At 63.1% G+C, this 21,298-nt stretch carries 21 protein-coding genes; 4 read left to right on the forward strand and 17 right to left on the reverse strand.

The annotated features are described in order from the left end of the window. Positions 1–262 precede the first annotated feature (262 nt). From C6A86_RS23545 to C6A86_RS23560, 4 genes are all read right to left on the reverse strand, one after another. A complete protein-coding gene (locus C6A86_RS23545; protein ID WP_105362085.1) occupies positions 263–688 on the reverse strand; it encodes a DUF5663 domain-containing protein in 426 nt (141 codons plus the stop codon). Between the two features lie 170 nt (positions 689–858). After that, positions 859–1,686 (reverse strand): alpha/beta fold hydrolase, encoded by an 828-nt coding sequence (locus tag C6A86_RS23550; RefSeq protein WP_158263234.1) that lies wholly within the window; start codon positions 1,684–1,686, stop codon positions 859–861. Beyond that, positions 1,683–2,609 (reverse strand): hypothetical protein, encoded by a 927-nt coding sequence (locus tag C6A86_RS23555; protein WP_142406898.1) that lies wholly within the window; start codon positions 2,607–2,609, stop codon positions 1,683–1,685. Before C6A86_RS23555 ends, C6A86_RS23550 begins: the two co-directional genes overlap by 4 nt. 8 nt (positions 2,610–2,617) lie before the next feature. Further along, the gene (locus tag C6A86_RS23560; RefSeq protein WP_142406897.1) at positions 2,618–4,102 is read right to left on the reverse strand and encodes a hypothetical protein; all 1,485 of its coding nucleotides are present in this window, start codon (positions 4,100–4,102) and stop codon (positions 2,618–2,620) included. Positions 4,103–4,252: 150 nt separating this feature from the next. Here C6A86_RS23560 and C6A86_RS23565 point away from each other — a divergent pair, with 150 nt between their 5' ends. After that, the gene (locus C6A86_RS23565) at positions 4,253–4,612 is read left to right on the forward strand and encodes a response regulator transcription factor (protein WP_105362081.1); all 360 of its coding nucleotides are present in this window, start codon (positions 4,253–4,255) and stop codon (positions 4,610–4,612) included. Between the two features lie 1,975 nt (positions 4,613–6,587). Here C6A86_RS23565 and C6A86_RS23570 read toward each other — a convergent pair. From C6A86_RS23570 to C6A86_RS23580, 3 genes are all read right to left on the reverse strand, one after another. After that, positions 6,588–6,851 (reverse strand): hypothetical protein, encoded by a 264-nt coding sequence (locus C6A86_RS23570; protein WP_105362079.1) that lies wholly within the window; start codon positions 6,849–6,851, stop codon positions 6,588–6,590. Positions 6,852–6,863: 12 nt separating this feature from the next. After that, complete coding sequence (locus tag C6A86_RS23575; RefSeq protein WP_105362078.1) at positions 6,864–7,046, reverse strand: hypothetical protein; 183 nt, start codon at positions 7,044–7,046, stop codon at positions 6,864–6,866. A 64-nt stretch (positions 7,047–7,110) separates the two neighbouring features. Beyond that, on the reverse strand, positions 7,111–7,383 hold the full coding sequence (locus C6A86_RS23580; RefSeq protein ID WP_105362077.1) for a response regulator transcription factor: 273 nt from the start codon (positions 7,381–7,383) through the stop codon (positions 7,111–7,113). 415 nt (positions 7,384–7,798) lie between these two features. Here C6A86_RS23580 and C6A86_RS23585 point away from each other — a divergent pair, with 415 nt between their 5' ends. The 3 genes from C6A86_RS23585 (at position 7,799) to C6A86_RS23595 (ending at position 9,105) form a co-directional block, all read left to right on the forward strand. After that, positions 7,799–8,218 (forward strand): hypothetical protein, encoded by a 420-nt coding sequence (locus tag C6A86_RS23585; protein WP_142406896.1) that lies wholly within the window; start codon positions 7,799–7,801, stop codon positions 8,216–8,218. 66 nt (positions 8,219–8,284) lie between these two features. Beyond that, on the forward strand, positions 8,285–8,677 hold the full coding sequence (locus C6A86_RS23590) for a hypothetical protein (RefSeq protein WP_105362075.1): 393 nt from the start codon (positions 8,285–8,287) through the stop codon (positions 8,675–8,677). An 86-nt stretch (positions 8,678–8,763) separates the two neighbouring features. Then, positions 8,764–9,105: a DUF4916 domain-containing protein gene (locus C6A86_RS23595; protein WP_158263233.1), complete on the forward strand. Its 342-nt coding sequence runs from the start codon at positions 8,764–8,766 to the stop codon at positions 9,103–9,105. A 25-nt stretch (positions 9,106–9,130) separates the two neighbouring features. Here C6A86_RS23595 and istB read toward each other — a convergent pair whose 3' ends face one another. The 10 genes from istB to C6A86_RS23645 form a co-directional block, all read right to left on the reverse strand. Continuing rightward, positions 9,131–9,940 (reverse strand): IS21-like element helper ATPase IstB, encoded by an 810-nt coding sequence (istB, locus tag C6A86_RS23600; RefSeq protein WP_105361437.1) that lies wholly within the window; start codon positions 9,938–9,940, stop codon positions 9,131–9,133. Further along, the gene (gene istA / locus C6A86_RS23605) at positions 9,937–11,442 is read right to left on the reverse strand and encodes an IS21 family transposase (protein ID WP_105361438.1); all 1,506 of its coding nucleotides are present in this window, start codon (positions 11,440–11,442) and stop codon (positions 9,937–9,939) included. The genes istB and istA overlap by 4 nt, the downstream gene beginning before the upstream one ends. A 337-nt stretch (positions 11,443–11,779) precedes the next feature. Then, positions 11,780–12,040 carry a hypothetical protein gene (locus C6A86_RS23610; RefSeq protein WP_105361573.1) on the reverse strand — a complete coding sequence of 87 codons (261 nt, stop codon included), beginning with the start codon at positions 12,038–12,040 and terminating at the stop codon, positions 11,780–11,782. 179 nt (positions 12,041–12,219) lie between these two features. Continuing rightward, entirely contained in the window at positions 12,220–13,590 is a 1,371-nt protein-coding gene (locus C6A86_RS23615) for a hypothetical protein (protein WP_142406851.1), read from the reverse strand. 330 nt (positions 13,591–13,920) lie between these two features. Next, a complete protein-coding gene (locus C6A86_RS23620; RefSeq protein ID WP_105361575.1) occupies positions 13,921–16,209 on the reverse strand; it encodes a protein kinase domain-containing protein in 2,289 nt (762 codons plus the stop codon). A 24-nt stretch (positions 16,210–16,233) separates the two neighbouring features. Continuing rightward, positions 16,234–17,001 carry a PP2C family serine/threonine-protein phosphatase gene (locus C6A86_RS23625; protein ID WP_105361576.1) on the reverse strand — a complete coding sequence of 256 codons (768 nt, stop codon included), beginning with the start codon at positions 16,999–17,001 and terminating at the stop codon, positions 16,234–16,236. Further along, complete coding sequence (locus tag C6A86_RS23630; protein ID WP_311101242.1) at positions 16,998–17,543, reverse strand: FHA domain-containing protein; 546 nt, start codon at positions 17,541–17,543, stop codon at positions 16,998–17,000. Before C6A86_RS23630 ends, C6A86_RS23625 begins: the two co-directional genes overlap by 4 nt. After that, entirely contained in the window at positions 17,540–18,196 is a 657-nt protein-coding gene (locus tag C6A86_RS23635; protein WP_105361656.1) for a 4Fe-4S single cluster domain-containing protein, read from the reverse strand. Before C6A86_RS23635 ends, C6A86_RS23630 begins: the two co-directional genes overlap by 4 nt. After that, the gene (locus C6A86_RS23640; protein WP_105361655.1) at positions 18,193–20,025 is read right to left on the reverse strand and encodes an AAA family ATPase; all 1,833 of its coding nucleotides are present in this window, start codon (positions 20,023–20,025) and stop codon (positions 18,193–18,195) included. Before C6A86_RS23640 ends, C6A86_RS23635 begins: the two co-directional genes overlap by 4 nt. Further along, positions 20,022–21,251 (reverse strand): hypothetical protein, encoded by a 1,230-nt coding sequence (locus C6A86_RS23645; RefSeq protein ID WP_142406862.1) that lies wholly within the window; start codon positions 21,249–21,251, stop codon positions 20,022–20,024. The genes C6A86_RS23640 and C6A86_RS23645 overlap by 4 nt, the downstream gene beginning before the upstream one ends. Positions 21,252–21,298: the final 47 nt, after the last annotated feature.

The raw sequence follows: 21,298 nt of genomic DNA on the forward strand, positions 1-21,298 counted from the left end.
GGCGATTCAAATCAAGCTACTGCCACTGTCGCGGCCACGCCTGCGCACAAACCGGAGAGCGAGTTCCGTCAAGCTCACCAGCGGGTTGATGCCCACGAGCCCCTGCGGATATCGGCCCCGTAGGCTGTCAACACCTCAAGCGTCGGCCCTGGTTACCGCTGATTAGATGCACCCGTCCACACGGGCGTGCGTTCGAAGGCTACGCCGGCATGCCATACACCGATACGCGGTATTGATGTGCGCACCTGGGAGACCCGCATAGCTAGGACCTCAACTTTCCCAGCAGCTTCGGCGCATCCGAGTGCAGTTCGACCATTAGCTCCGCGAAGATCCGCGCGACCACCGCTTTGTAATCCGGGCAGTTGACATCCAGCCATTTGGTGGAGACGTACTCGCACACGAGATCCGCCTCGGGTACCCTGACGAAGGACGCTGCCATCCGTTGATAGATCTTGTCGCTGCGATATTCGGGCGCGTTCGCCTCAAGCCAGTCCACGATCGTCTCATAGTCACGGTTGATGATCGACTCGAACTCCCTCAGTTGCTCATCACGCAGACTGTCGGACAGGGCCGCGCCCACGCGTAGCTCAAGCTCCTCGTCGAGGTGCTTCAACAGGCTTTTCTTCTCCGTAGCGGGCAGCTCGGCCAGGCCGACATCGGCAAGAAAGGCGTCATCGAGTTCCAGCATCGTTACCTAACTGTCAGAGGACATGCAGCAGTGAATGCCACCATTCAAGGGTTACTCATACTGCTGCGGCCGACAGTCGGTTGCTCGACCGACAATCACCAATCTTCCACTACTGCAATGAATCCACGCGATAGAGGACTGGACCTGCCGACTCCGCGACGGACAGAGGGTCAGTAAGTCCACTGCTTTCGCGTCTCTCGGGCCAGGTTTTGCACGTCGGACAACGATTGCCACATCCCATGCCGGCCCGACACCGCTACGTCGTACACATTCATACCGGAGCGGCGGCATCGGGACACCACCCGGCTGATGTCGTCGGGCGGACAGACCAAGCTGTCGTCAGCGTGAACCACCTGCAGCGGGAACGCCTGAACACCATTGGACCGCAACATGTCACGGGCGAAACATCCCCGACTCAAGGCATAACCCAACAGGGCCAGATCACCAGCCCGATGCGGCACAGAGTCCGGCACGAACTGATCGGCGCCCTCTGCTGGATGGCCGGCGACCCACCGCTCCTCTGCCCGGGCCGCCGCCATGAGTCGCAGTGGATTTCGGCGCCTGGCCGAAGCCGGCTCAATGGCGACCAGGTGCCCAACCCGAAGCAGACCGGGATCAGCCGCCGCCGCGGCAGCGATGCCTGCGCCCAACGAGTAGCCCACCAGGGTCACCGGCCGCTGACGCAACCGATCATCGAACTGTGTGGCAGCGTATACCATTCTGCGTGCCACTCGGGTGAAATCGCCATGACGCAAGCCGGCCCGCTCGGGTCTGCTGAGTTTACCGCCGGCGTATCCGCAACCGGGCGTATCGACAACGGTGACCCGTGCCTTCCATTCGCGTGCCAGTAAGTCGTACCGGCGCATCTCGACTGGATCGACGCAGGCGCGCATGCCCATGAATACGAGAACGTTCAGCTCCGCATCGGCAGGACCGATCGTCGCAACCCTGAGCCCATCTATATCTTCGGACTCGTGCCCCGCCTCATTGCCACTCATCGGTGTTGGCCACCATCGCGCCACCTCGTCAACGCAAACCGGACGTCCTCGGAACCGAAAAACTCTCGGCATTCCCTGTGCACCGCAAGAAAATCAGTGAACGGGTTGAAGGAATCCCAGGCCTTCAAAGCCCGCGGTAGGTGATCGACGTCGAATTGTGGCCATCGATTCTTCTGCCGTACATCGGGGAACCCTTGATGCACCTCTTCGAGATATATCTGCCAGGCCGCCATTGCGGGAGAAAGCGTGTTGGCGAATGCTCTGCGCTGCGGATTCTGGGTGATCGCCTGAATACGTGCGTTGAGCGCCTTGATGAAACCGCGATGAACGCCCTCGAGGCTGGTCAACGCGTGCAACCAGTCGAAGGCCTCTTCATCGCTGTATTCCACGTTGAGCATGGCGTCCAAAGCAGCACTGGCGTCCAGGACACGTTTCCACGCAGGGTTGAGCTTGGCATGCAGCTCGGGCTTGAGCAGTTCCTCGACCAACCGATCAGCCAGCGGCCCGCCCGGTTCATCAAACCGGGTGATGCTCAACGGCTTGGCGTTCAACCACAGGGTCGCCGCGCTCATGAACAGCGGCGCGTGTGCCGCCGAGTCGTTGGTCAGCGCCCACAGACGAAGGGTCGGATCCGCGGCATGCGCCCAGTCGAGCACACCCAGACCTGTGCTCACCGTGTACTTCGAGCCCGCCGGTCCCGGTACCTCGACACGGGCGTGCCAAACGTCAGGCCGGTCACCGCCGAGGCCGAAATCAGCTATCACACCGTCGAATTCACATCGTTCACCTGCGTTGGACAACGTCGCGATGGCATCAGGAGCCGAGTTCATGATGCGGAACTCGATGTCGACCCGCTTGGCGCGGTAGTGACGTTCGAATGCCCGGTAACCAGATTGCTTTCCAGGGTCGTTCTCGACGATCATGTACACCGTCACAGAGCCTCCCGCGCTGTTTCGTCCCACCCGTAGCTGCGGACAGGCGGCCGGTCCCGCCAGGAGGCAATGATCCGTTTGGTTCCGTCGCCCATATCCTCTTGGTTCAACTCGCCATCAAAGGTGTCGTCCAGCCAGTCGCGCAGAGACTCAAGGGTACTGCCGTCAGTGCACCAGCGTTGCGGAGCCACCAACGGCAGGTGATCGCGCACCGCCAGGTGGTACTTCAGATCGTGGCCCGCACCGGTGGTGAATCCCGCTACTTCGACGATCTTGGGAGAGTCCAGATGTTCGCCCTTGTGCAACGCCTGACCGGCGTTGTGCACCAGAGCGGTGGCCATCCGTATTGCCACGGCCTGATTCTCGCGCCGGATATCGGCTGGCCAGGTGATCGTGCAGGTGATGTCACCCGGTCCCAAACCATAAGGTGAAGCGATCTTCTCCACGAGATCTTCGATGCTCAGCGTCGGCGAGGCATCTATTCCCACCCGTGCGCTCAGGTGCGTCAGGTACGCCTCGAAGGCAGCCAGGTCGATCGCCTCCCGGTAGGGAACCTGTGGGATTGCCCGAACAACCCGCACGGCGGATTTCGCCGCGTTCAGATCATCGTGCACGACACCTCCGAGCTCACGGCGCGCGTCGATGACCGCCTCCCGTGCGACGCCGGCAGCCGCCGCGACCACTCGGTCGTGGTTGCGGATGGTCACCCCCAGCAGCAGCGTCAGGGTAGCCGCGGCGTAGGCCAGCGGCAGCATCTCAGGCTCCCAGCGACCGTAGTGATGACCAACGGCGACAATGGCGACCACCACGGCCAGCGAGAGCAGCGGAACGGCCGGCCGGACACGATGCATGATGGGTGGCATCGTGCTCGTCTCGGTGTAGTTTGCCGGATCCAGAAACGAACTGGCCAGACCGGAGTTCACATAGAGAGTGGCCGCCGCCAGCGATATTATTTTCACCGCCGCGAGATCGCCGCCGGGCGGCGAGATGGCGACCGCGACAACGTTCAGTGGGCAGGCCAGCACCCCTAACAACCCGGTCACGTTCAACAACTTCGTCTGGTGATGCTCGTCGGCCATGTCACGCATATCACGGACGATCTCCCACCGCGGCTCGGTATCGCGATGGATGAAGCGGTACAGGTAGATCTCCAGTACGACCTGCACCCATCCTGGAATCAGCAGCACCAGACACCACCAGCGTGCGTCCAGCACGACCAGCGCGACGGTGATCGCCAGCAGGAACGCCAGCCGCGCCACATAGGGCCGCAGCCGGTCATATCCCCTGACCCGCGCCACCGCGACCTTGTCGTGCCAGTCGCTGAACGTAGCCCGGGTGATCAGGTCGACGGGCAGTTGAAGCCAGGGCGAGGTTGTACGGGTCTCGTCATTGGGCATTTGCCACCAGTGCACGAGGTCGACGTCACGCCAGGTGTGCGCGTCGACGAACTGCGCCCTGAACCAGCGCGCAACACGCAAGGGCATCCGCAACTCCTGTCTGTGCATATCGCGGGCGACTCAACGCCGTGACCTCATCGGAGCATTCTTACCGTGTTCATGCCGCGCCGTATTGCCTCTGGGCAATTGATTGCTCGCACGCAATGACCCTGTCGCGAACTTCGGTATCCGTAATGCATGGAATCGAACCGAGTGCCGACCCAATCCGCGCCGCTGCAGCGCCTTCCGTCGTGCGGTCAACCCACAATCCGACGTCCCCTGTGCTCGGGCTGCGCCGAACGATCGGAGCCGCCGCCGAGGAACAAGACCCGACGGCCCTCGTTGAGCCCGCGGGAGATCGAGGTGTTGGTCCATTGGCTGAAAGAGGAGAGTAAAATCGCGACTGGCCAGTCCCTCTACATCACCGCGAGCACGGTCAGGACGCACTTGCAGCGCATCCGTCGCAAATACGAAGAGGTTGATCGGCCGGCCCGCACGAAGACCGCGCTGGCTGTACGGGCGATACAGGATGGTCTGGTCGATGTCGACGAGTTGTAGCCCTACGCGGAGGCCGGACGGCGCGTCCGGCCTCCGCTCCTGACGGCCGCCCTGCTGTCGCCCGAACGACCGACAGCGGTTGGCGGAGATGCTCACGCGCCGAACGCGGTTGACCGGTGCCGTCTCGTCCGTGTCCGAAGTTGCAACGGCCCCGGCCGACCACATCGACGGCGAGGCGACTGCGGTAGCGAACCGCCCGCTACAGATCGCAGCGCGGGTGCTGCGCTATCTGGTGGCGGCAATATATCTCGCCGCCGTCGGCTACCTGTGCGCCGTCGCGCTCGACCCGAACCTGCTTCTGGCGGTGCCGACATGGCTGCGATGGTTCGGCGCACCAGGATCCTGGGTCACCCTCGCAGTGGTGTTGCTCATTCCGCTCACGCTCATCCCGTTGTCACGGGTGTCGGTTCGTCGACGGTTTTCGGCGAACCCACTCCTCATCGTCGCGGTGATGGCTGCATCCGCCGCGACCCTCGGGTTCGCGTCGTTCCTCGATTGCCATGGCAACCAGTCCAAGGTGTTCGCTCCGCTGGCGTGGACGCTGGGATTGTTCGTGGGCACCGCCGAGGAGTGCTACGGCAAAGCAGGCACTGGATCGTGTGCGGAACTGGCCGTTCCGGCTGCACTTGAGCTGGCCCGTCTGCTGGCCATCGCGACAACGCTGACCACTGCCGTTGCGGCCGCCCGGACGCTGTTCCGGGCTCAGTTCGACCGCCTCGCCATCTGGCGGGCACGGTCGCTGACCGTCGTGGTCGGAGTCGACGAGGACACGATGTCCATGGTGCACGCCATCGCCCAACGGTTAGGACGTCGGGAAACTCTGGTCATCGTCACAAGCGCAGTAAACCGCAACTGCATCGCGGAGGCGCGCGGTATGGGTGCACGCGTTCGTGAGGTGGCATCGCTGGACCATAATGCGTTGGCAGAGCTGGCGATGTGGCGACACCTGGATCGGCTCTATCTGCTGCCCGCCGACCCGGTACGCAATGAAACCCGGCTACGTGCAATCGATTTCGCGATGGATCGGATCAACATCGATAAACCCCGCCTCCCCCTGACCGTCCGGATCGACGACCCGTGGCAGGCCGAGACCTGGCGGCGCAGCTTCCTCGATACACGAGGAGCGGGGCGAACGAACACTGCAAGGTCGTCACGATGGGTCGCCGACGCTGTCGGCCGATACGAGAACACCGCGGCGATCCTCGTCCGACATCTCGTTGACATCCATCCCGCAGAACCACCAAGCGAGACCGTGCTCATCTGCGGGGTGTATCCACTGACCTACGCCTTGATGTCGGAATTCGCCCAGGTCCGCCGTGAACAAGCGGTGTATCGGAATCCGCGCCGCGCACTCCCGATGCGTGTAGTCGTCATGGCCAACGGTGCATCCGGATTTCTCACCGACCACCGGATCCGCCAAGATCGGATCGCACCGGGCGAAACGGCACTCGATGTGTCCGCCGAGGACATCGAGCCGACCGTCGATGCCGTCAGCGCTTTTGTATCTTCCCACCAGGGCCGGTGCAACGTCATCCTGACCGATCCGTCAATGGAGACAAACGGCACCCGACTGGCCAACCGGCTGCCCAAGCTCCGGATCTACGGAGCCTCCCCGTCCAGCGGCGCACTGCCCAAAACATCGATTGTGAGCAATATCTTCCCGTTCCCGATCACCCTGGATTTTGAGCCGGATTCGCCGCAGGACGCCTGGGAGCGGGCCGCGGAACTGATCCATGAGGCCTACCGCGTGAACGCTCATAGAGCCGCAGACGAGGTCGCCGAACAGGTCGACAAGCCGTGGGTCAAGTTGGATCCGTTCTGGCAGCAGTCGAATCGCCGTCAAGTCACCCATACGCTCGCCTTGGTGGAGAGCGTCGGACAGACCTGGAACACCCTCGAGCATCCTCCAACTAGGCCACTGCCTCCCGACTTCGACGGCCTAGACCGATTCGACAAGCTGGCGCATCTGGGATTGTCACGACGCCGTTGTATCGACGTCATGGTCCGGGAGGAACACGAGAACTGGCGGTCGTTCTACGAGCGCGAAGGTTGGCGATACGCTCCGAAACGCCTCGATGAGAAGCGCCGGCACCATCGCCTGCTGAGCTGGGATGCGCTGCTGGAGCAGGACCAGAAACTGCTCGCCGAGATCGCTCAATGCGAGGAGACGGGCGTGGAACCGCCGGAATTGCGACTTCACGAAAATCGTTCCCTGGACAGTCTTGTCGACGTCCTGCACACATTGCGCAGCCTAGGTTACCGGTCCATCCCCAAACACCAGTGGCGCAGATTCCAACTCTCGAATGATGCTCCCGCCCAACCAGGGCAGGCTGACGTCGTCCTGGCGCGCGAGATTCTGGATGAGGAGATCATCGCCACGACCGACGGTGAAGTACTCGCGCAGATCGGCGACTGGGTGATCCAGGGAGCGCACGGTGAGGAACCTCCGATCCCTGCAGCGACATTCCTGAAGTTGTACGACGGCCCGCTCCGACGCCCTAGATGTGGTCGCGGATCTGGTCGATCTCGATCAACCCGTCCTCGATCACGCGTAGGAGCAACGCCACCTTGGACTTCGCCGGTCTGCCCAAAGAGTCGTATTTGCGTCGGATCCGGTCAATATGAGTCTTCACCGTGTACGGCGATACGAAGAGCTCTCGGGCTGCGGACTCTTTCGTTGTGCCCAGCAGCCAGGCCAACAGCACCTGTCGCTCACGGTCGGCAAGTGCAGGCCGGTCGAGCCGCCGTATGCCGGTCAGACCTCGGCGCATCACACACGAGCAGCACTGGTGACCGACATCCGACTGCTCTCCAGAGAAACTGTTGTCGGGCAAGTGATTCGACTCCTCAGGACTAATTCTCAGCTACGTGGCGGACCAGTTCCGCACGTGGAGGCTCGATTCCATCAGGCTTCCAGCGCCACCCATTGCCTGAGCGCAATGAACCATCCGGGTGTGATGTTCGAGGAACACATGAAGCTGGCACACCTGAGGGTCGGTCCAGACCTGAGTTGCATATCTCCAATAGCCATTCAGGTCGGGCCGATCCGATGGCAAGGCGCCTGGCACCCGCGTCACTACCCATTACCTGTCGACATGCGGTGGACGTTCGCACATTGCCGTCAATTCTCTCTTCCAGCCGCGTGAGCCCTGTTGCGAGGCGGGCAAACGGTACTACGGTGATTCCATGGCTCACGCCCTGTCGCCTACCGAGATCCAGCGTCTGCTCGACGGCGCGCACAGCTTTCGGTCAAGGCTCCAGGTGCGTGCCGTGCGAGTCCTTGAAGAATCCGAATGGCGCACGACCCACGGCGAGGTGCTGCATGCGCAGGCCGGCGACTGGTGGGTGATCGACGGCGACGACCGCTGGTCGGTTGCCGACGATGTCTTTGCCAACACCTATGAGCAACTGGATGGTGATCACTATCGTAAAACTGCGACCGTCACCGCTGCCCGAATCCGGGACGCCTTCGCGCTACAAACCTTGGAAGGGTTGGCCGCCGGCGAGCCCGGTGACTGGTTGGTACGCAATCCTAGCGGCGAATGCTGGCCCGTCACCTCAGATGTGTTCAAACGTCGATATGTCCGGGTACAAGGGAAACAGTGAGCCACAAGCGCCCTGTAGGACAGTCAGCCGATAGCGCGGCCTGTCGCCCGTGAATACGTTGTGCTCATGGCAAATTGGAATGACGTGGCCGGATACCTACGACAGAACTTCAAGATCAAGCAGGACTCGGATACCTTCCTGACGTTGGTCTTCGATGTCGGTGGAGGTCGATCGCAACTGGTGATGGTCTCGCACGGGTCGATGGATGCGACCGACGAAGAGTTCGCAATCATCGCCTCCCCGATTGCTGACGCCCGCATCACCAACATCCCGGCGCTACTGGACGAGGCCGCGGACTATGTTGTCGGAGGCGTTGTCAAGGTCGGCGAGACCTTGGCGCTCAGGCATGCTGTGCCCCTGAGCAATCTCGATTTGAACGAACTGATGGGTCCATTGGAACTCGTCATGACCGCTGCCGATCACATGGAATCGAAATTCACCGGCGCCGACCGCATGTAGCCGCAGCCATCAGCTGTGGCATCAGCGCATGATGCAAGGTGGTGAGCTCTCCGCTTCGGAATGGGATTACGCTCCCTATGGCATGTGTGGACTTCGTACCGGTGCAACGAGGTCCCGCGGGAGACATCGATCGTGTCGGTTTGATAAAGCGCGCCACTCCGTTCCCGGATCAACCGCTGCTGTGGTGCCATCTCGGCGGCAGAATACGGCGCAGCGAAACCGTTGCAGAGGCCTTGGCACGGCGCGCAAGCACGCTGCGTCGTGGTCAGCTCGACTTGCCGGACAACACCTACGCACCGCACGCACTCATGGAGTTCTTTCCCGACCCGAGAAATGGTGAATTCGGCGTCGATCCGCGAAAGCACGCAGTCAGCGTGTGCTACGCGGTGTCAATGGCCAAGTGGAAGTCCCCGCTGGTGGCCGGATAAAAGTCCCCACCCCGTGTGGTGATTCCTAGGTTGGTTGGGTGGTCTCCTTCCGGTGTTGGGCGTCTTTCATGCGGTAGGAGTCGCCGTCGGTGATGACGACGGTGGCGTGGTGCAGCAGCCGGTCCAGGATGCTGACTGCGGTGGTGTGCTCGGGCAGGAACCGGCCCCATTCTTGGAATGGCCAGTGCGATCCGATGGCCAGCGAGCGGCGTTCGTAGGCGCCGGCCACGAGCCGGAACAATAGTTGGGTGGCGGTGTCATGGAGCGGGGCGAAGCCCAGTTCGTCGAGGATGATCAGATCGACCCGGAGCAGGGATTCGATGATCTTGCCGACGGTGTTGTCGGCCAGGCCGCGGTAGAGGGTTTCCACGAGGTCGGCGGCGGTGAAGTAGCGGACCTTGTGCCCGGCATGGATGGCAGCGATGCCCAGTCCGATCAGGGTGTGGGACTTACCTGTTCCGGCGGGTCCGATGATGGCCAGGTTCTGTTGTGTGCGTATCCATTCCAGGCTGCATAGGTAGTCGAACACCTTCGGCTGGATCGAAGAGTCAGCCACGTCGAACGACTCGAGTGTCTTGGTCACTGGGAAGCCGGCGGCCTTGAGGCGGTTGACGACGTTGGAGGCATCCCGGGCCGCGAGTTCGGTTTCGATCAGGGTTCGCAGCACTTCCTCGGGGGTCCAGCGTTGGGTCTTCGCGGTGATCAACACTTCGGGTGCGGTGCGTCGGATCGCGGCCAGTTTGAGTCGCCGTAACCCGGCGTCGAGATCAGCGGCCAGCGGCGGAACTGACGGTGGCGCAACGGGTTTTACGGCCTTCGCTGATGTGCTGGTCATGACGTGACACCTCCGTCGGCCGGGATCACCGTGTAGGCGTCCAGCGAACGCATCGGGGCGACCGGGAGGTCCAGGATCAGCGCGTCCCCGGGCGGGCGGGGTTGCGGGGTTCCCGCGCCGGCGGCCAGGATGGAGCGCACGTCGGCAGCGCGGAACCGCCGAAAGGCCACCGCCCGGCGCAACGCCGCGGTCAGTGCGTCGGTGCCGTGCGCGGCACCCAACCCGAGCAGGACCTCCAGTTCAGAGCCCAGTCGAGTGTTGCCGATCGCCGCGGCTCCGATGAGGAATGCCTCGGCATCCGCGCCCAGAGCGCAGAACTGCTGCTCGGTCGTGGTTCGGGGTCGTGGACCCCGGTTTGGTGCTGGTCGTGGCCCGTCGTAGTGTGCGTCGAGGATCGACGCACTGCCTGGGGCGGCGAGTTCGTGTTCGGCCACGACCGTCCCGGTGGCGGGTTCGACCAGGCAGACCGCGCCGTGATCGACCACGACGGCGACGTTGGTCCCGATCAGCCGGGTCGGTACGGAGTAGCGGGCCGAGCCGTATCGGATACATGACAGTCGGTCGACCTTGCGCAGTACCGAGGGTGCCCCGATCTGCAACCGCAGCGACGGTAGTGGTTGCAGCAGTTCACGTTCGACGATCAGTCGTTCGTTGGGAACGGTACAGATCTCCGAGTGCATCGTGGCGTTGACTTCGGCACACCATGCTCTCGCCGCCGTGTTGGCGGCCCGCAGATCCAGACCGCGGCCCGCGATGGCGGCCTCGGTTAACAACGGGACGGCCAGGTCGCGTTGGGCGTAGCCGCACAAGTTCTCCACGATGCCCTTCGATTCGGGATCCGATGCGTGGCAGAAGTCGGGTGCGAACCCGTAATGTCCTGCCAGCCGCACGTATTCGGCGGTCGGGATCACCACGTTGGCGACCACCCCGCCCTTGAGGCACGCCATCCGGTCGGCCAACACCCGGGCCGGCACGCCGCCGATCGCGTTGAACGTTTCTGCGATCAGTGCCAGCGTGGTGGAGGCTTTCTGGTCGGTGGCGAACGCGACGAACCGCCACCGTGAGAACGCCAGCACCGCGCAGAACAGGAACAATCCCGGCGCGGCCTGGGCCCAGTCGATGACCAGATACTCGCCCGGTGACCACACCGCCGGGCGTCGCCCTCGATGATGCTCGTTGCGCCACAACGTCTTCGCCTCGGCGACCAGGCGGCGGAAGTTGCGGGCGGATCCCTGATAACCGGCAGCCCTGGCAATGGGCAGCATCCGCTTGGCCGACATCCGGCCCTGGGACTTCGCGATACGTTCGGTGACCAAGTCGGTCACCGCATCGTAGTTGTGGGCCCGTTGGGCCCGTGGCGGTATGTTATCGCCGGCTTCGAACTTCTTCACGATCCGTTTGACGGTCTTGGGGGTGGTGTGGCAGAGGTCGGCAGCACCTCGGTACGACCCGACTTGTTGGTAGGCGGAAATGATGTCCATGCGGTCCTTCGCAGACTTCAATGGAACTCCCCGGTGGTGGTGTCTGGTTGGCACCTTCACCGTCACCATCGGGGCCCACAGTTCCTGATCGACACGACGAACACGGGGTGGGGACTTCTATCTGGCCACCAGCGGGGACCTCTACTTGGCCACCAGAGAGGACTTTTTCATGGCCACGGACACGCGGTCGACGCAAAGGGGGATGTCGATGCGACACCTGGGGGCGAAGGAGAGCTTTTCCAGTGGTTTCGGCCCGATGAGGTCGCCGGACTCGAAACATGGCCCGGGACAGCACTTCTGTAGAGAAGCTCGTCTCCCCAACCGTCAGTGCATCAACGTTGGACAACCTGCGGACGGCCTACGCATCGCTTTCCGACGAGGCGTTGAACCACAATGCACTGGTGTGGCAAACGCCGGCCCTTGCGCTGACGACCGAGGCCTTCCTGCTCACCATCGCAATCGGTGCCGAATCCTCCCCGCCAGGCTCGTCGCCTCTTTTCTGAAACTGACGCTCTCGATACTCTGTCTGCAATTGATGGCGAAGCACAGAGAGATGGCCGTAGGAAATCGAGGGGATCTTGTTGCCCTGGAACGTCGGCTCGGGCTCGAGCAGTTCCATGGAAAGCCCCGCCGAAAACTAGAGGGCTGGCTGCCTACCGGAGTGGCCGATGGTGGATGTTCGGCTTCGTTACAGTGGCTGTTCTGGCCTTCGGCATTCTCGTATCGTCAGTGGCCGAACTGATATGGCCGCATCGATGGAGCCCGTTCAGCTGATCGTTAAAGCCGGCGGGACATGCATCAATCGACTTCACCCTGGTAGCGATCATGCCACCAGGCGACGATTCTCTTGCGCCCATCGTCGATCTTTTCCTGCATCAAACCACCGTCGAAGTCCTCCTCCAGCCAATCGCGCAACGCTGTCAGGGAGTCACCGTCCCGGCACCAGTCAGCGGACGGTATGGCGGGGAGGTGGTCGCTCACGGCGAGGTGATACCGCAACAGGTGGTCCGAACCGGTTGTGTAGGCCTCCAAACCAAACGACTTGCGCAGCTCCGAGTGTTCCGGCCTGTTGAGCGCCTGACAGACGTTGTGGATCAGCGCTGTCGCCATCCTGATGGAGACCCGATGGTCTTCGAATCTCAGAGTCTCCTGATCCCACAGGACCTCACAGTCAATGTCCCGAGGTTCGACACCGTACGGTGACGCCATCTGAACAGCCAGGTCTGACAGATCCATGCGCAGTCTTGCTGTCATCGCAACGCGGGTGTTGAAGTGTGTAAGATACACCGGCAATGCCATCAGGTCGACCTTGTCGATCGCGTCGACGCCGACGATTCGATGAACGGTCGCCGCAGCGCCTTTCGCGGCGTTGAGGTCGTCGTGAATGACACGCCCCAGTTCCTCTCGGCCGGCCAACACGGCTTGTCGTCCGACCTGCGCGGCGACCGCTACCGTCCGGTCATGTTCCCGCAGTGTCCCGCCCAATTGCAGTGTCAGCAGCGCGCACATGAATGCGACCGGGATGTAGGCGCGTTCCCATTGGCCGATGTAGACGCTGGTCGCCACCGCCGCCACCACCACTACACACGAGATCAGCGGTACATAGGGTCGCAGCGCGTGAACGACCGGCGGCATGCGACTGGTCTCGGTGAACTGTGGCGGGTCGAGCAGCCCGTTGCGAAGAGCTGAGTTGAGGTACAACACCGCCGCCGCCAGGGCCCCAACCTTGACCCAGCCGAGGTCGCCGCCGGGTGGTGCAAAGCACGCCGCACCGATAGTGGCCGGGCAGGCGATCGTGGCCGCGACACCACCGGCGTTGAGTACCTTCGAGTGCAGATTTTCGCGCGCTGTATCACCCAACCAGTGACCGAGTTCCCACCCCGGGTCCGCATCGGTGCTGACAATCTTGTGCAGATATGCCTCGACGACGATCTGCACTGGCGAGGCGACCAGCAGCAGCCAATACCAGCCGCGGACGCCTAGCACCCACATCGCGGCGACCAAGACGACAAGCAGTGCCGCGTGGATGAGCGCCGGCCGCACCCCGTCGTATTCGAGAACCCGCCGCACCGCGATCCGTCGGTGCCACTCACTGAATGTCGCGGGCGCGGTCAGATCACGTATCGGCTGAAGCCAGCGAGACTGGACCCGGGTGGGGTCATCGGGCAATTGCCACCAGTGGTCGAGGTTCTGATTGCGTCGGGTCTGGGGCTTCCAGAGGTATCTCTGGACCAACCTATTTCCAGTGCCCGTTGTGCTGGTTACACACCAGACCCGTGTTGTTGCACTTGCTGCAGGTGAGCTTGCCGAACATCCCGCTGGCCCGGCCGCCGTTGCATCCCTGGCAGTCGTTCAGCCGGCGATGGCATTTCTTACATTCCATGGCGTCTCCTATGCCGTAAAACCACTACGATGTGTAGCCTGATCCGTCGACTCATGTTGTGCAATAGCCCCTGTGACCGACTCCTTCCGGGTGCTCTCACCAGCTGTGGTGCACCTTCAACTCGCCGCGCTCATCAGGCCGACCGCGATCAGCGCCACCACTGCAACACCGAAGACGATCATCAAGATCATGCCCACCGCGATGATGACCATGGGCAGGATGCAGATCGCCCCGAGTGCACAGAGGCAGATCGTGACCGTGCGAAGCGCATTGATGTCGACAACTGAGAACAGCGCCGTCAGGGCAAGACCCATCAGTGCGACCGCACAGAGCCCCAGCGCGAGCTCCTGCATATCCGCCGACGGCCGGTGCAGCAGGTTGTGGGCCGCGTCGTTCATCCAATCCCTGGTGTCGGGGCGGCTGAACTGAGGCGCCAACCAGATGTGGACGAATAGGCCGACGAGCGACGCAGCCGCGCCGATGCCTGCCATGATCGCCACCCGGTGCCGCTCGGCCCGAAGCTCCGCATATCGGGCGACCTCAGCGGCCGCCTCCGCCTCCCGGCGTCGCTGATCGGCGGCGGTCTTGGCGTTCATCCAAGCGTGCTCGTACAGCGTCGCGAGGTCTGCGATGACAGTGGCAAGGGCCAAACGGGCAATGCTGCCCGGCACGTCGATGTTGCGCGTCGAGGTGGGATCGCCGACCTGTGCACAGAGATCGGCGAACCACCGCGGTCGCTGGCGGTCGAGGAGCCCGAAGTCTCCCCACACCTCCTGGACAGATGCCGGTGACAACAGCAGCGCCCGGGCCAGACCTTGCGCTCTATCGATTCGGCTCGGCATCGACTGTCGGACATCAGCTCCGATGTCTACCCCCTCCACATGCGCAGTGCAGGCTTGAGATACCGCCGCCGCAGCCGAGGTGATCTCACGGTCGATATCCGTCACGTATCGGGAGTACTGAGCCAGTGCCCGATACTCCGCAGACTGTCCTCGCTGGTCGACTTCCGGATTGAAATGACACTCCACCACAGCATCAACAACTTTGGGCTGCAACAACTTCAGGAACGAATCACCCTTCCAAGCGTCTCCGGCACGTGCAAATCGGCTCGCCAGGTCGGCGGCAGAGAGCTCGGTGTCCCTGAGAAAGACCGCCTTGCCCGGTCGAAAATGAGAGGTGAAGGCGATAATCCGGGCATCCGCCAGCGTCGAACTCCCGCCGACCGGTGTCAGGAGGTTCGTCGCAATGTCGTTGTCGCGAACATCTTCACGGATCCATGTGCGCAACGCCTCGCATTCCGGCGGTGACGTGAACAGATCCGTCGCATGCCTCCAGCTCGTGACCATGTGGTCAGCCAACGATTCTGGGTCGGTGAACGACCGTCCTGCGAACCTGAAACTGCCCGCCGCCCGGGGAGTGGCTCCGCGCCGACGCGAGACGACGGACGGTGTCTCGCCGGCAAGCCAGGATCTGACCTGAGATGCGCCCCACCGATCGTCCGGGTGGTGGGTGAGAAGCCCACGACACAACAGGTTCCAGCGATCGTCCGTGACGATCGACAGATCGATGTCACCAAGGGCGATGGCGTTGCCGATCCGGCCATGATCGCGGAGTGGGTTGCCTGCGCTGTCCTTGAACGGGTGCTGACCGGTGAGTACCTCACACATCGTCATACCGAGCGCCCACCAGTCGCGGGCGCGCCCGGCATCGTTGGTATGCAACGTCTCCGGCGCCTGGTACTCTGGAGTGCCCTTCACACTTCCGGTCGTCTCACGCCGAGATCGCGCGACTTCGTCGAGTTCGGATGCAATACCCAGATCAGCGAGGACGAGATCGAGTGGCTCCTGTCTGCGGATCAAGATATTGGCCGGCTTGATATCGCGGTGAACCATCTCCAACCGATCGTGGACATAATCCAGGGCATCGGTCATCTCCTCCAGAACCCGCCGCGCGCGGTCGGGGATGCCGCCCCCCGACTCACTCAGCAGTTTCGCGAGCGAACCCTCCGAGACGAAATCCATCACCTCGATGAAGCGCGGAGACGCCCAGCCCGTGTAGACCGACCGTTGAACCGGTAGTACGTGCCGAGCGTCCGCTGTCTCCAGCTTGTCGATAAAGGCCTGCGGCAAAGTGATGCCCTGACGATAGATCTTGACGACCTTGACGTGCCCGGTGTCCCGGTGCTGCACCACAGCGACGGCCGCTTCACTTCCTGCAGGGAGATCGTCGATCACGTTGTAATCGGCGGCAAGGTAGTCCGGCAGCAGGATGCCGAACTCACGACGGGAACTTGCGCCGTCACGGGTGGTCCCACGGCCACCGTCGCGCGCGGTGCCGTGCCGGCCGTCCCGCGCGGTACCGCCGGCACTGTCACGCCGCGTCGCACGGTCATCAGGTTCGGCCATCGGGCTCCTTCGCCAAAGTGAACATCAATTCTCTGCAGTCGCCGGGTCGGCCGCTACCGTTCGTTCGTCCGACACCTCGGTCACCCGCACCAGCAGGAATGAGAAATTGTCGGCGGCGCCACCCGCGCGGGTGTCGTCGATGATCATGTCGGCACACACACCCGCATCGGCATTGAGGACGGCTGCTCTTAGCTCGGCAGCCGACATGACCCCGCTGACCCCGTCGGAACAGATGAGGAAGGCCGCGGGACGCAGCGATAGTTCGATGATGTGCGGCTCGATCGGAGCCTGCTGTCCCAGCGACTGGGTTACCAGATTGGTGGTGTTGCCCTGCGCGTCGTGGACGGAGTCGTCGATCGAGATCTGCTGCAGGAAACCCTCGTCGATGGTGTAGATGCGGCTGTCTCCGAGGTTGAAGGCGATGATCCTGCTGTCGGTGATACAGATACCTGCAACCGTCGTTCCCAGACCGTGCAACTCGGGATCATCACCTACGCTGCGGATCTGGTCGTTCACATAGGTCATCGCGCCCGAGATGTCCTCGCCGGTGTTCCAGGCATCGGTGAGCCCGCCCAAGATGCTCAACGCCATGCTGCTGGCCAGGTTGCCGCCGGCGTGGCCACCCATACCGTCGGCGACAGCACAGACGACGGGACCTACCACCGGAACCTCGATGGCGGTGAGCACGCCGGTATGCGTCTGGGATAGCCATCCCGCCACCAGCACCGCATCCTCATTTCGCGCACGTACCAGACCGACATCGGTGAAGGCCTGTACCTGGACCCTGGTCACTGGTTGTCCTCCGCACACTCGATCAGGGCGCGCAGATGTGCGCCGAACCCCAACGTGTCGCCATGCTTGACCGGATGCGGTGCATAGGGGGCCACCGCCACCCCGTTCACCGTGGTGCCGTTGGTGGACAACTGATCTTCCACCACGACCGAACCGTCGGCGACTCGGATCACCGCGTGCCGGCGCGACACATTGTCGAATTCCGATATCTGACTGCCACATTCGATCCCGAAGTCACGGCCGATGTTCAGCACACCCGACGACGGAACGGTGATGGGACCCCACGGGAAACGAACTCGGGCAACCTCGTCGGATACCGGCGCGGCCGCGGGATCCTCCCGTACCGCCCGCCGGGCCCGCAGATGTGGATGCTCGCTGGCCTGCGGATGCAGCGGGCAGGGTTGCGGCATATCGCATCCGGGAGCGGCGCAGACAATCGGTGGCGTCTCGGCCGGCGGCACGTAGGGCATCCAGTCTTCGATACACCCGGGCGAGTGGCAGGACTCCCCGTCGAACGGTCCGTGTGCCTTGCACAAGTTCATGGCCGCCACGACGGCTCCTCCAAGGCAACCCCGTCGGAGCGCAACGACAACTCCAAGCGGCGCAGATCACCGCGACGGGGAATGCCGATCATCCATACCTTTCCCCCACTGACGGTGAACTGCATCTGCGGGTTGGCGGTGCTCCGGTCCATATGGTCGGCGTAGACCCGCCGGCCACGCTCTGTCAATGCCACCAGTCGTTGATTGGCCGATCCTCGCCAGACCAGATCGGTAGGTTGCTCCACACGGAACAGGCCGGTGATCAACGCGTCGATACCGTCCGCCGCCCAGGGGCATCGGTCCAGGAACTCCTCCAGCTCGCAGCCGTTGTAGCACAACACATCACCGTCGAAAGCTCCGTCGGCCCGCAGGCCGGCCAGTCCCCGTACGAGCTGCTGCAGTGCCGCCGGCTGATCGCTGGGCTCACCACCGGTGATGGTCACCCCGTCCAACCCGCCTGGGCGCCCGCACAGGTGGCCGATCCAGTGCACGATGTCCTCGACCGCGTGCGCACTGCCGCCTTCGGCCGGCCACGTGTCACGGGACACGCAGCCCGGACACGCAAAGGTGCAGCCCTGCATCCAGATTCCGGCTCTGCGGCCGGGCCCGAGTGCAGTGACCGGATAGTGTGTGCGCGACAGCTGAATCTTCATCGCAGCTCGATCTCCCAATTCTGACCGACCTGGTGGGCTTCCGTGATCTCGATACGCTCTCCGACCGCAGGAGCACGGTGGAACAAAGCCCGCGAAAGCGGGTTGATCAGGATCGTCTCGATCGCCGAGACGACACCCCGCGCACCGTTGTTGCTGTCCGACGTCGCCGCCGAACGGACATCCGCCAACGCCGTGTCTGAGATGGACAGCAGAGCGCGGCCTCGCTCGGAGGCCCCTGCCAACGCCCTGGATATCGCCGAGTCGGCGATATCGGCCAACACCTCGGGGGTCAGGAACTGGAAGACCACGATCGCCTCACGCAGGCGGTTGTACAACTCGGGCCGACCCAACTGCTCGCGGAAGAACAACTCGATGTGCTGGCGCACCTTTCGATCCATCTCGGCGGGTGAATCGGCCGCGGTGACATTGTGAACCGGCTGACCGTCCGCGCCCGGGACGATGATGCCGAGATTGGTGGTGAACACGATGATCGACTCCGTGAAATACACGGTGCCACCGCGACCATCGGTGAGACGGCCATCGTCGAGGATCTGCAAGAACTTGTCCAGGATCCTCGGGTGCGCTTTTTCGATCTCGTCGAACAGGATCACCTGGAACGGCCGGGCCCGCACACCGTTGGTCAGTTCGCCACCGGCGTTGTAGCCGATGTAGCCGGGCGGCGCGCCGATCAACCGGGCCTCGTTCTGTTCGGCGGCGAACTCGCTCATATCGAAACGCAGGTAGGCGCTGTCGTCACCGAACACGATCCCGGCGATGGCCTTTGCCAGTTCAGTCTTACCGACCCCGGTTGGCCCGGCGAAGAACAGCGCTCCCCGCGGCCGGGTGGATCGACCGCGCAACTGTGCGCCGCCGAGGCCGACAACAGCACGCTTGAGCAGGTCAAGGGACCGGATAACGGCATCCTGCTGCCCCATCACGCGCAGCGGCAGCTCCGCGTCGGCTTCTGATACCCGTTCCCGCAGTTCCGGTTTGGTCCAGGGATTATCCGGTACCCCGACCCGGTAGGTGCGCACCGCATCACCGATATCGGTAGCAGAAATCCCGGTTCCAGCAGCGAGAGCGACGATGTCACGGATCGCCCGGCAGTGCAGACCGTGGGTAAGCTCGGCAAAGGTGGTAACCACTTTGTCGGCATCGAACGGATTAGTGGGAAAATCGGTCATCCTCCGCAGCACTGAACCACACATGTGCATCCGTGCATCGAGATCAGGCATCGGCACCACGGTGGTGCGGATCGTGTGGTTACCGGAACTGAACCAGGCAGGCAGATCGGCGGGTGTATCCACCAGCCACATGATCACCGGATAACTGCCTCCGTAACGGACTGCACCGTAAGCCAACTGGTTCGCAGCCGAGAGGAAGGTGCGTTGGTCCTCAGTGAGTGATTCATCGAACAGTCGGCCGGCATCCGGAAACACCAGCGCCACGGGCGGACCGGGGTCGACTCCCGGCCGCACGGCGACGATGACCTCTAACAGTTGTCGTAGGAGGTCCCACGAGAGCCGCTGTCCCAGTTCGAGTCCAGGAATCGCGGACAGCACTTTTTCGGCAGTCGGATCGACCGTTCCGGTGGCGTCCGGGACGATTGCCAGGCCGGCCGCATGGGTGTAGGTCAGTAGTCCGCAGAATCCCTGCTGGCGCAGCACATGCCACAGCGCGTCCTCGATCCGCATCGACCAGCGGTTGCCGACCGGATCATCGAGCAGATAGACGTCGCGGACGTTCCCGGTGAGAATGAGCTGCGGATGTAGCCGGCAGGCGAGGTCGATCTCGCGCACCCACGATGGGCGCGTGTCAGCTGAAGTCATGGTTGTGAACGCTCCCGCTCGGTCGGCCGGTGACGTCTCGCCGCACCGGAGACGCCGGTCGGAGTGACCTGCTCGGCGGGCACAACCTGGACACTCGTAGCGCCCGGCTCCAGGTGTATGTCGACGTCAAGGGTGACGCCATCGTCGCGGAGCAGCGCAGTCAGTGCCGCGAAGTCGCCGCAGAACCGGCGTTCCGCTTCGGTGTCCTCTTTTCTGCTGGTGAGGGCGGCGTCCGATTTCACTGCTTGGGCAGAGAACCGGTTGACATCCTCCTCCAACCGGACCTTCACCCCATAACCGGCAGTGGGTCCAGCGATAACAGCTGTGCCCCTTGAGCCTTCCAGTTGGGTATCGAACTCCGTGCCGAGTGTATAGCCGAGTTCTTCCAGCGCACCGCGCATGGCTGCGATGACGTGACGGCGGTCGGTGTCAGCGTCAGCATCGGCGATCACGGCATCGACGGCGGTCTGTAGACCCGCTGGTACCGAGGTGGTTTCGGCAGTGACCGCCTCGGATATCCGGCCGCGAAGCGCATCTGCTTGCGCTCCGGTGACATCGGTGATCCGCGCTGCCATCTCTTCGAGGTCGGCCCGGACTTGCGCGACCTGCACCTCGTGCTCCCGTACCGCGCGTCCCGCGCTCAGTATGAGATCCAGCTCGCTGATCAATAGCTCGATCCGGGTCTCCGTCCGAGCGTTGGCGATGTCGGTGATGAGGATCTTCACGCGGTCGGTGTTGTGTTCGAGATCGGCAAGTTCGGTCAGACGTCGCTCGACACGCGCGCGCACACGGATCCGGTCGACTGAAGACTCGGCAAGTGTGTCGTCGATGGCAACACTCCCGCGTTGCACAGGAGACGCCGGTTCCGTAACCACCGAACGTTCTGCCGCCGCCGCGGCAGCGATTCTGGCGATCTGGTCGGCAAATGTCGCCGACGCAAACTGCTCGCGCGCTGAAGATGCCGCGTCGACCGCCGCGCGAGCTGCCACCTCCAGTGCGGACGCTGCGTGCTCGAACTCCGCTGAACCCGCGTCCGCCGCGGGCGCAGCAGGGGCTTGAAGGTCAAAATTCCTGTTGATCATTGAGGATGTCGCAGCGACTCGCGATTGCGCTGCTTGCCAGATGGACCTGGCCCGCGCGTACCGCGCCTTGGCATCTCGCAACAGCCGGGCCTCACGCTGCTGCGCCGACTCGACCCGGTAACAACCGCCTTTCGGCCCGCTCATCTCACCCACCTCGTTTCGATACCAAGCACCACCACAGCCAGAACCAC

The sequence above is a fragment of the Mycobacterium sp. ITM-2016-00316 genome, assembly GCF_002968335.2.
Lineage (GTDB): Bacteria > Actinomycetota > Actinomycetes > Mycobacteriales > Mycobacteriaceae > Mycobacterium.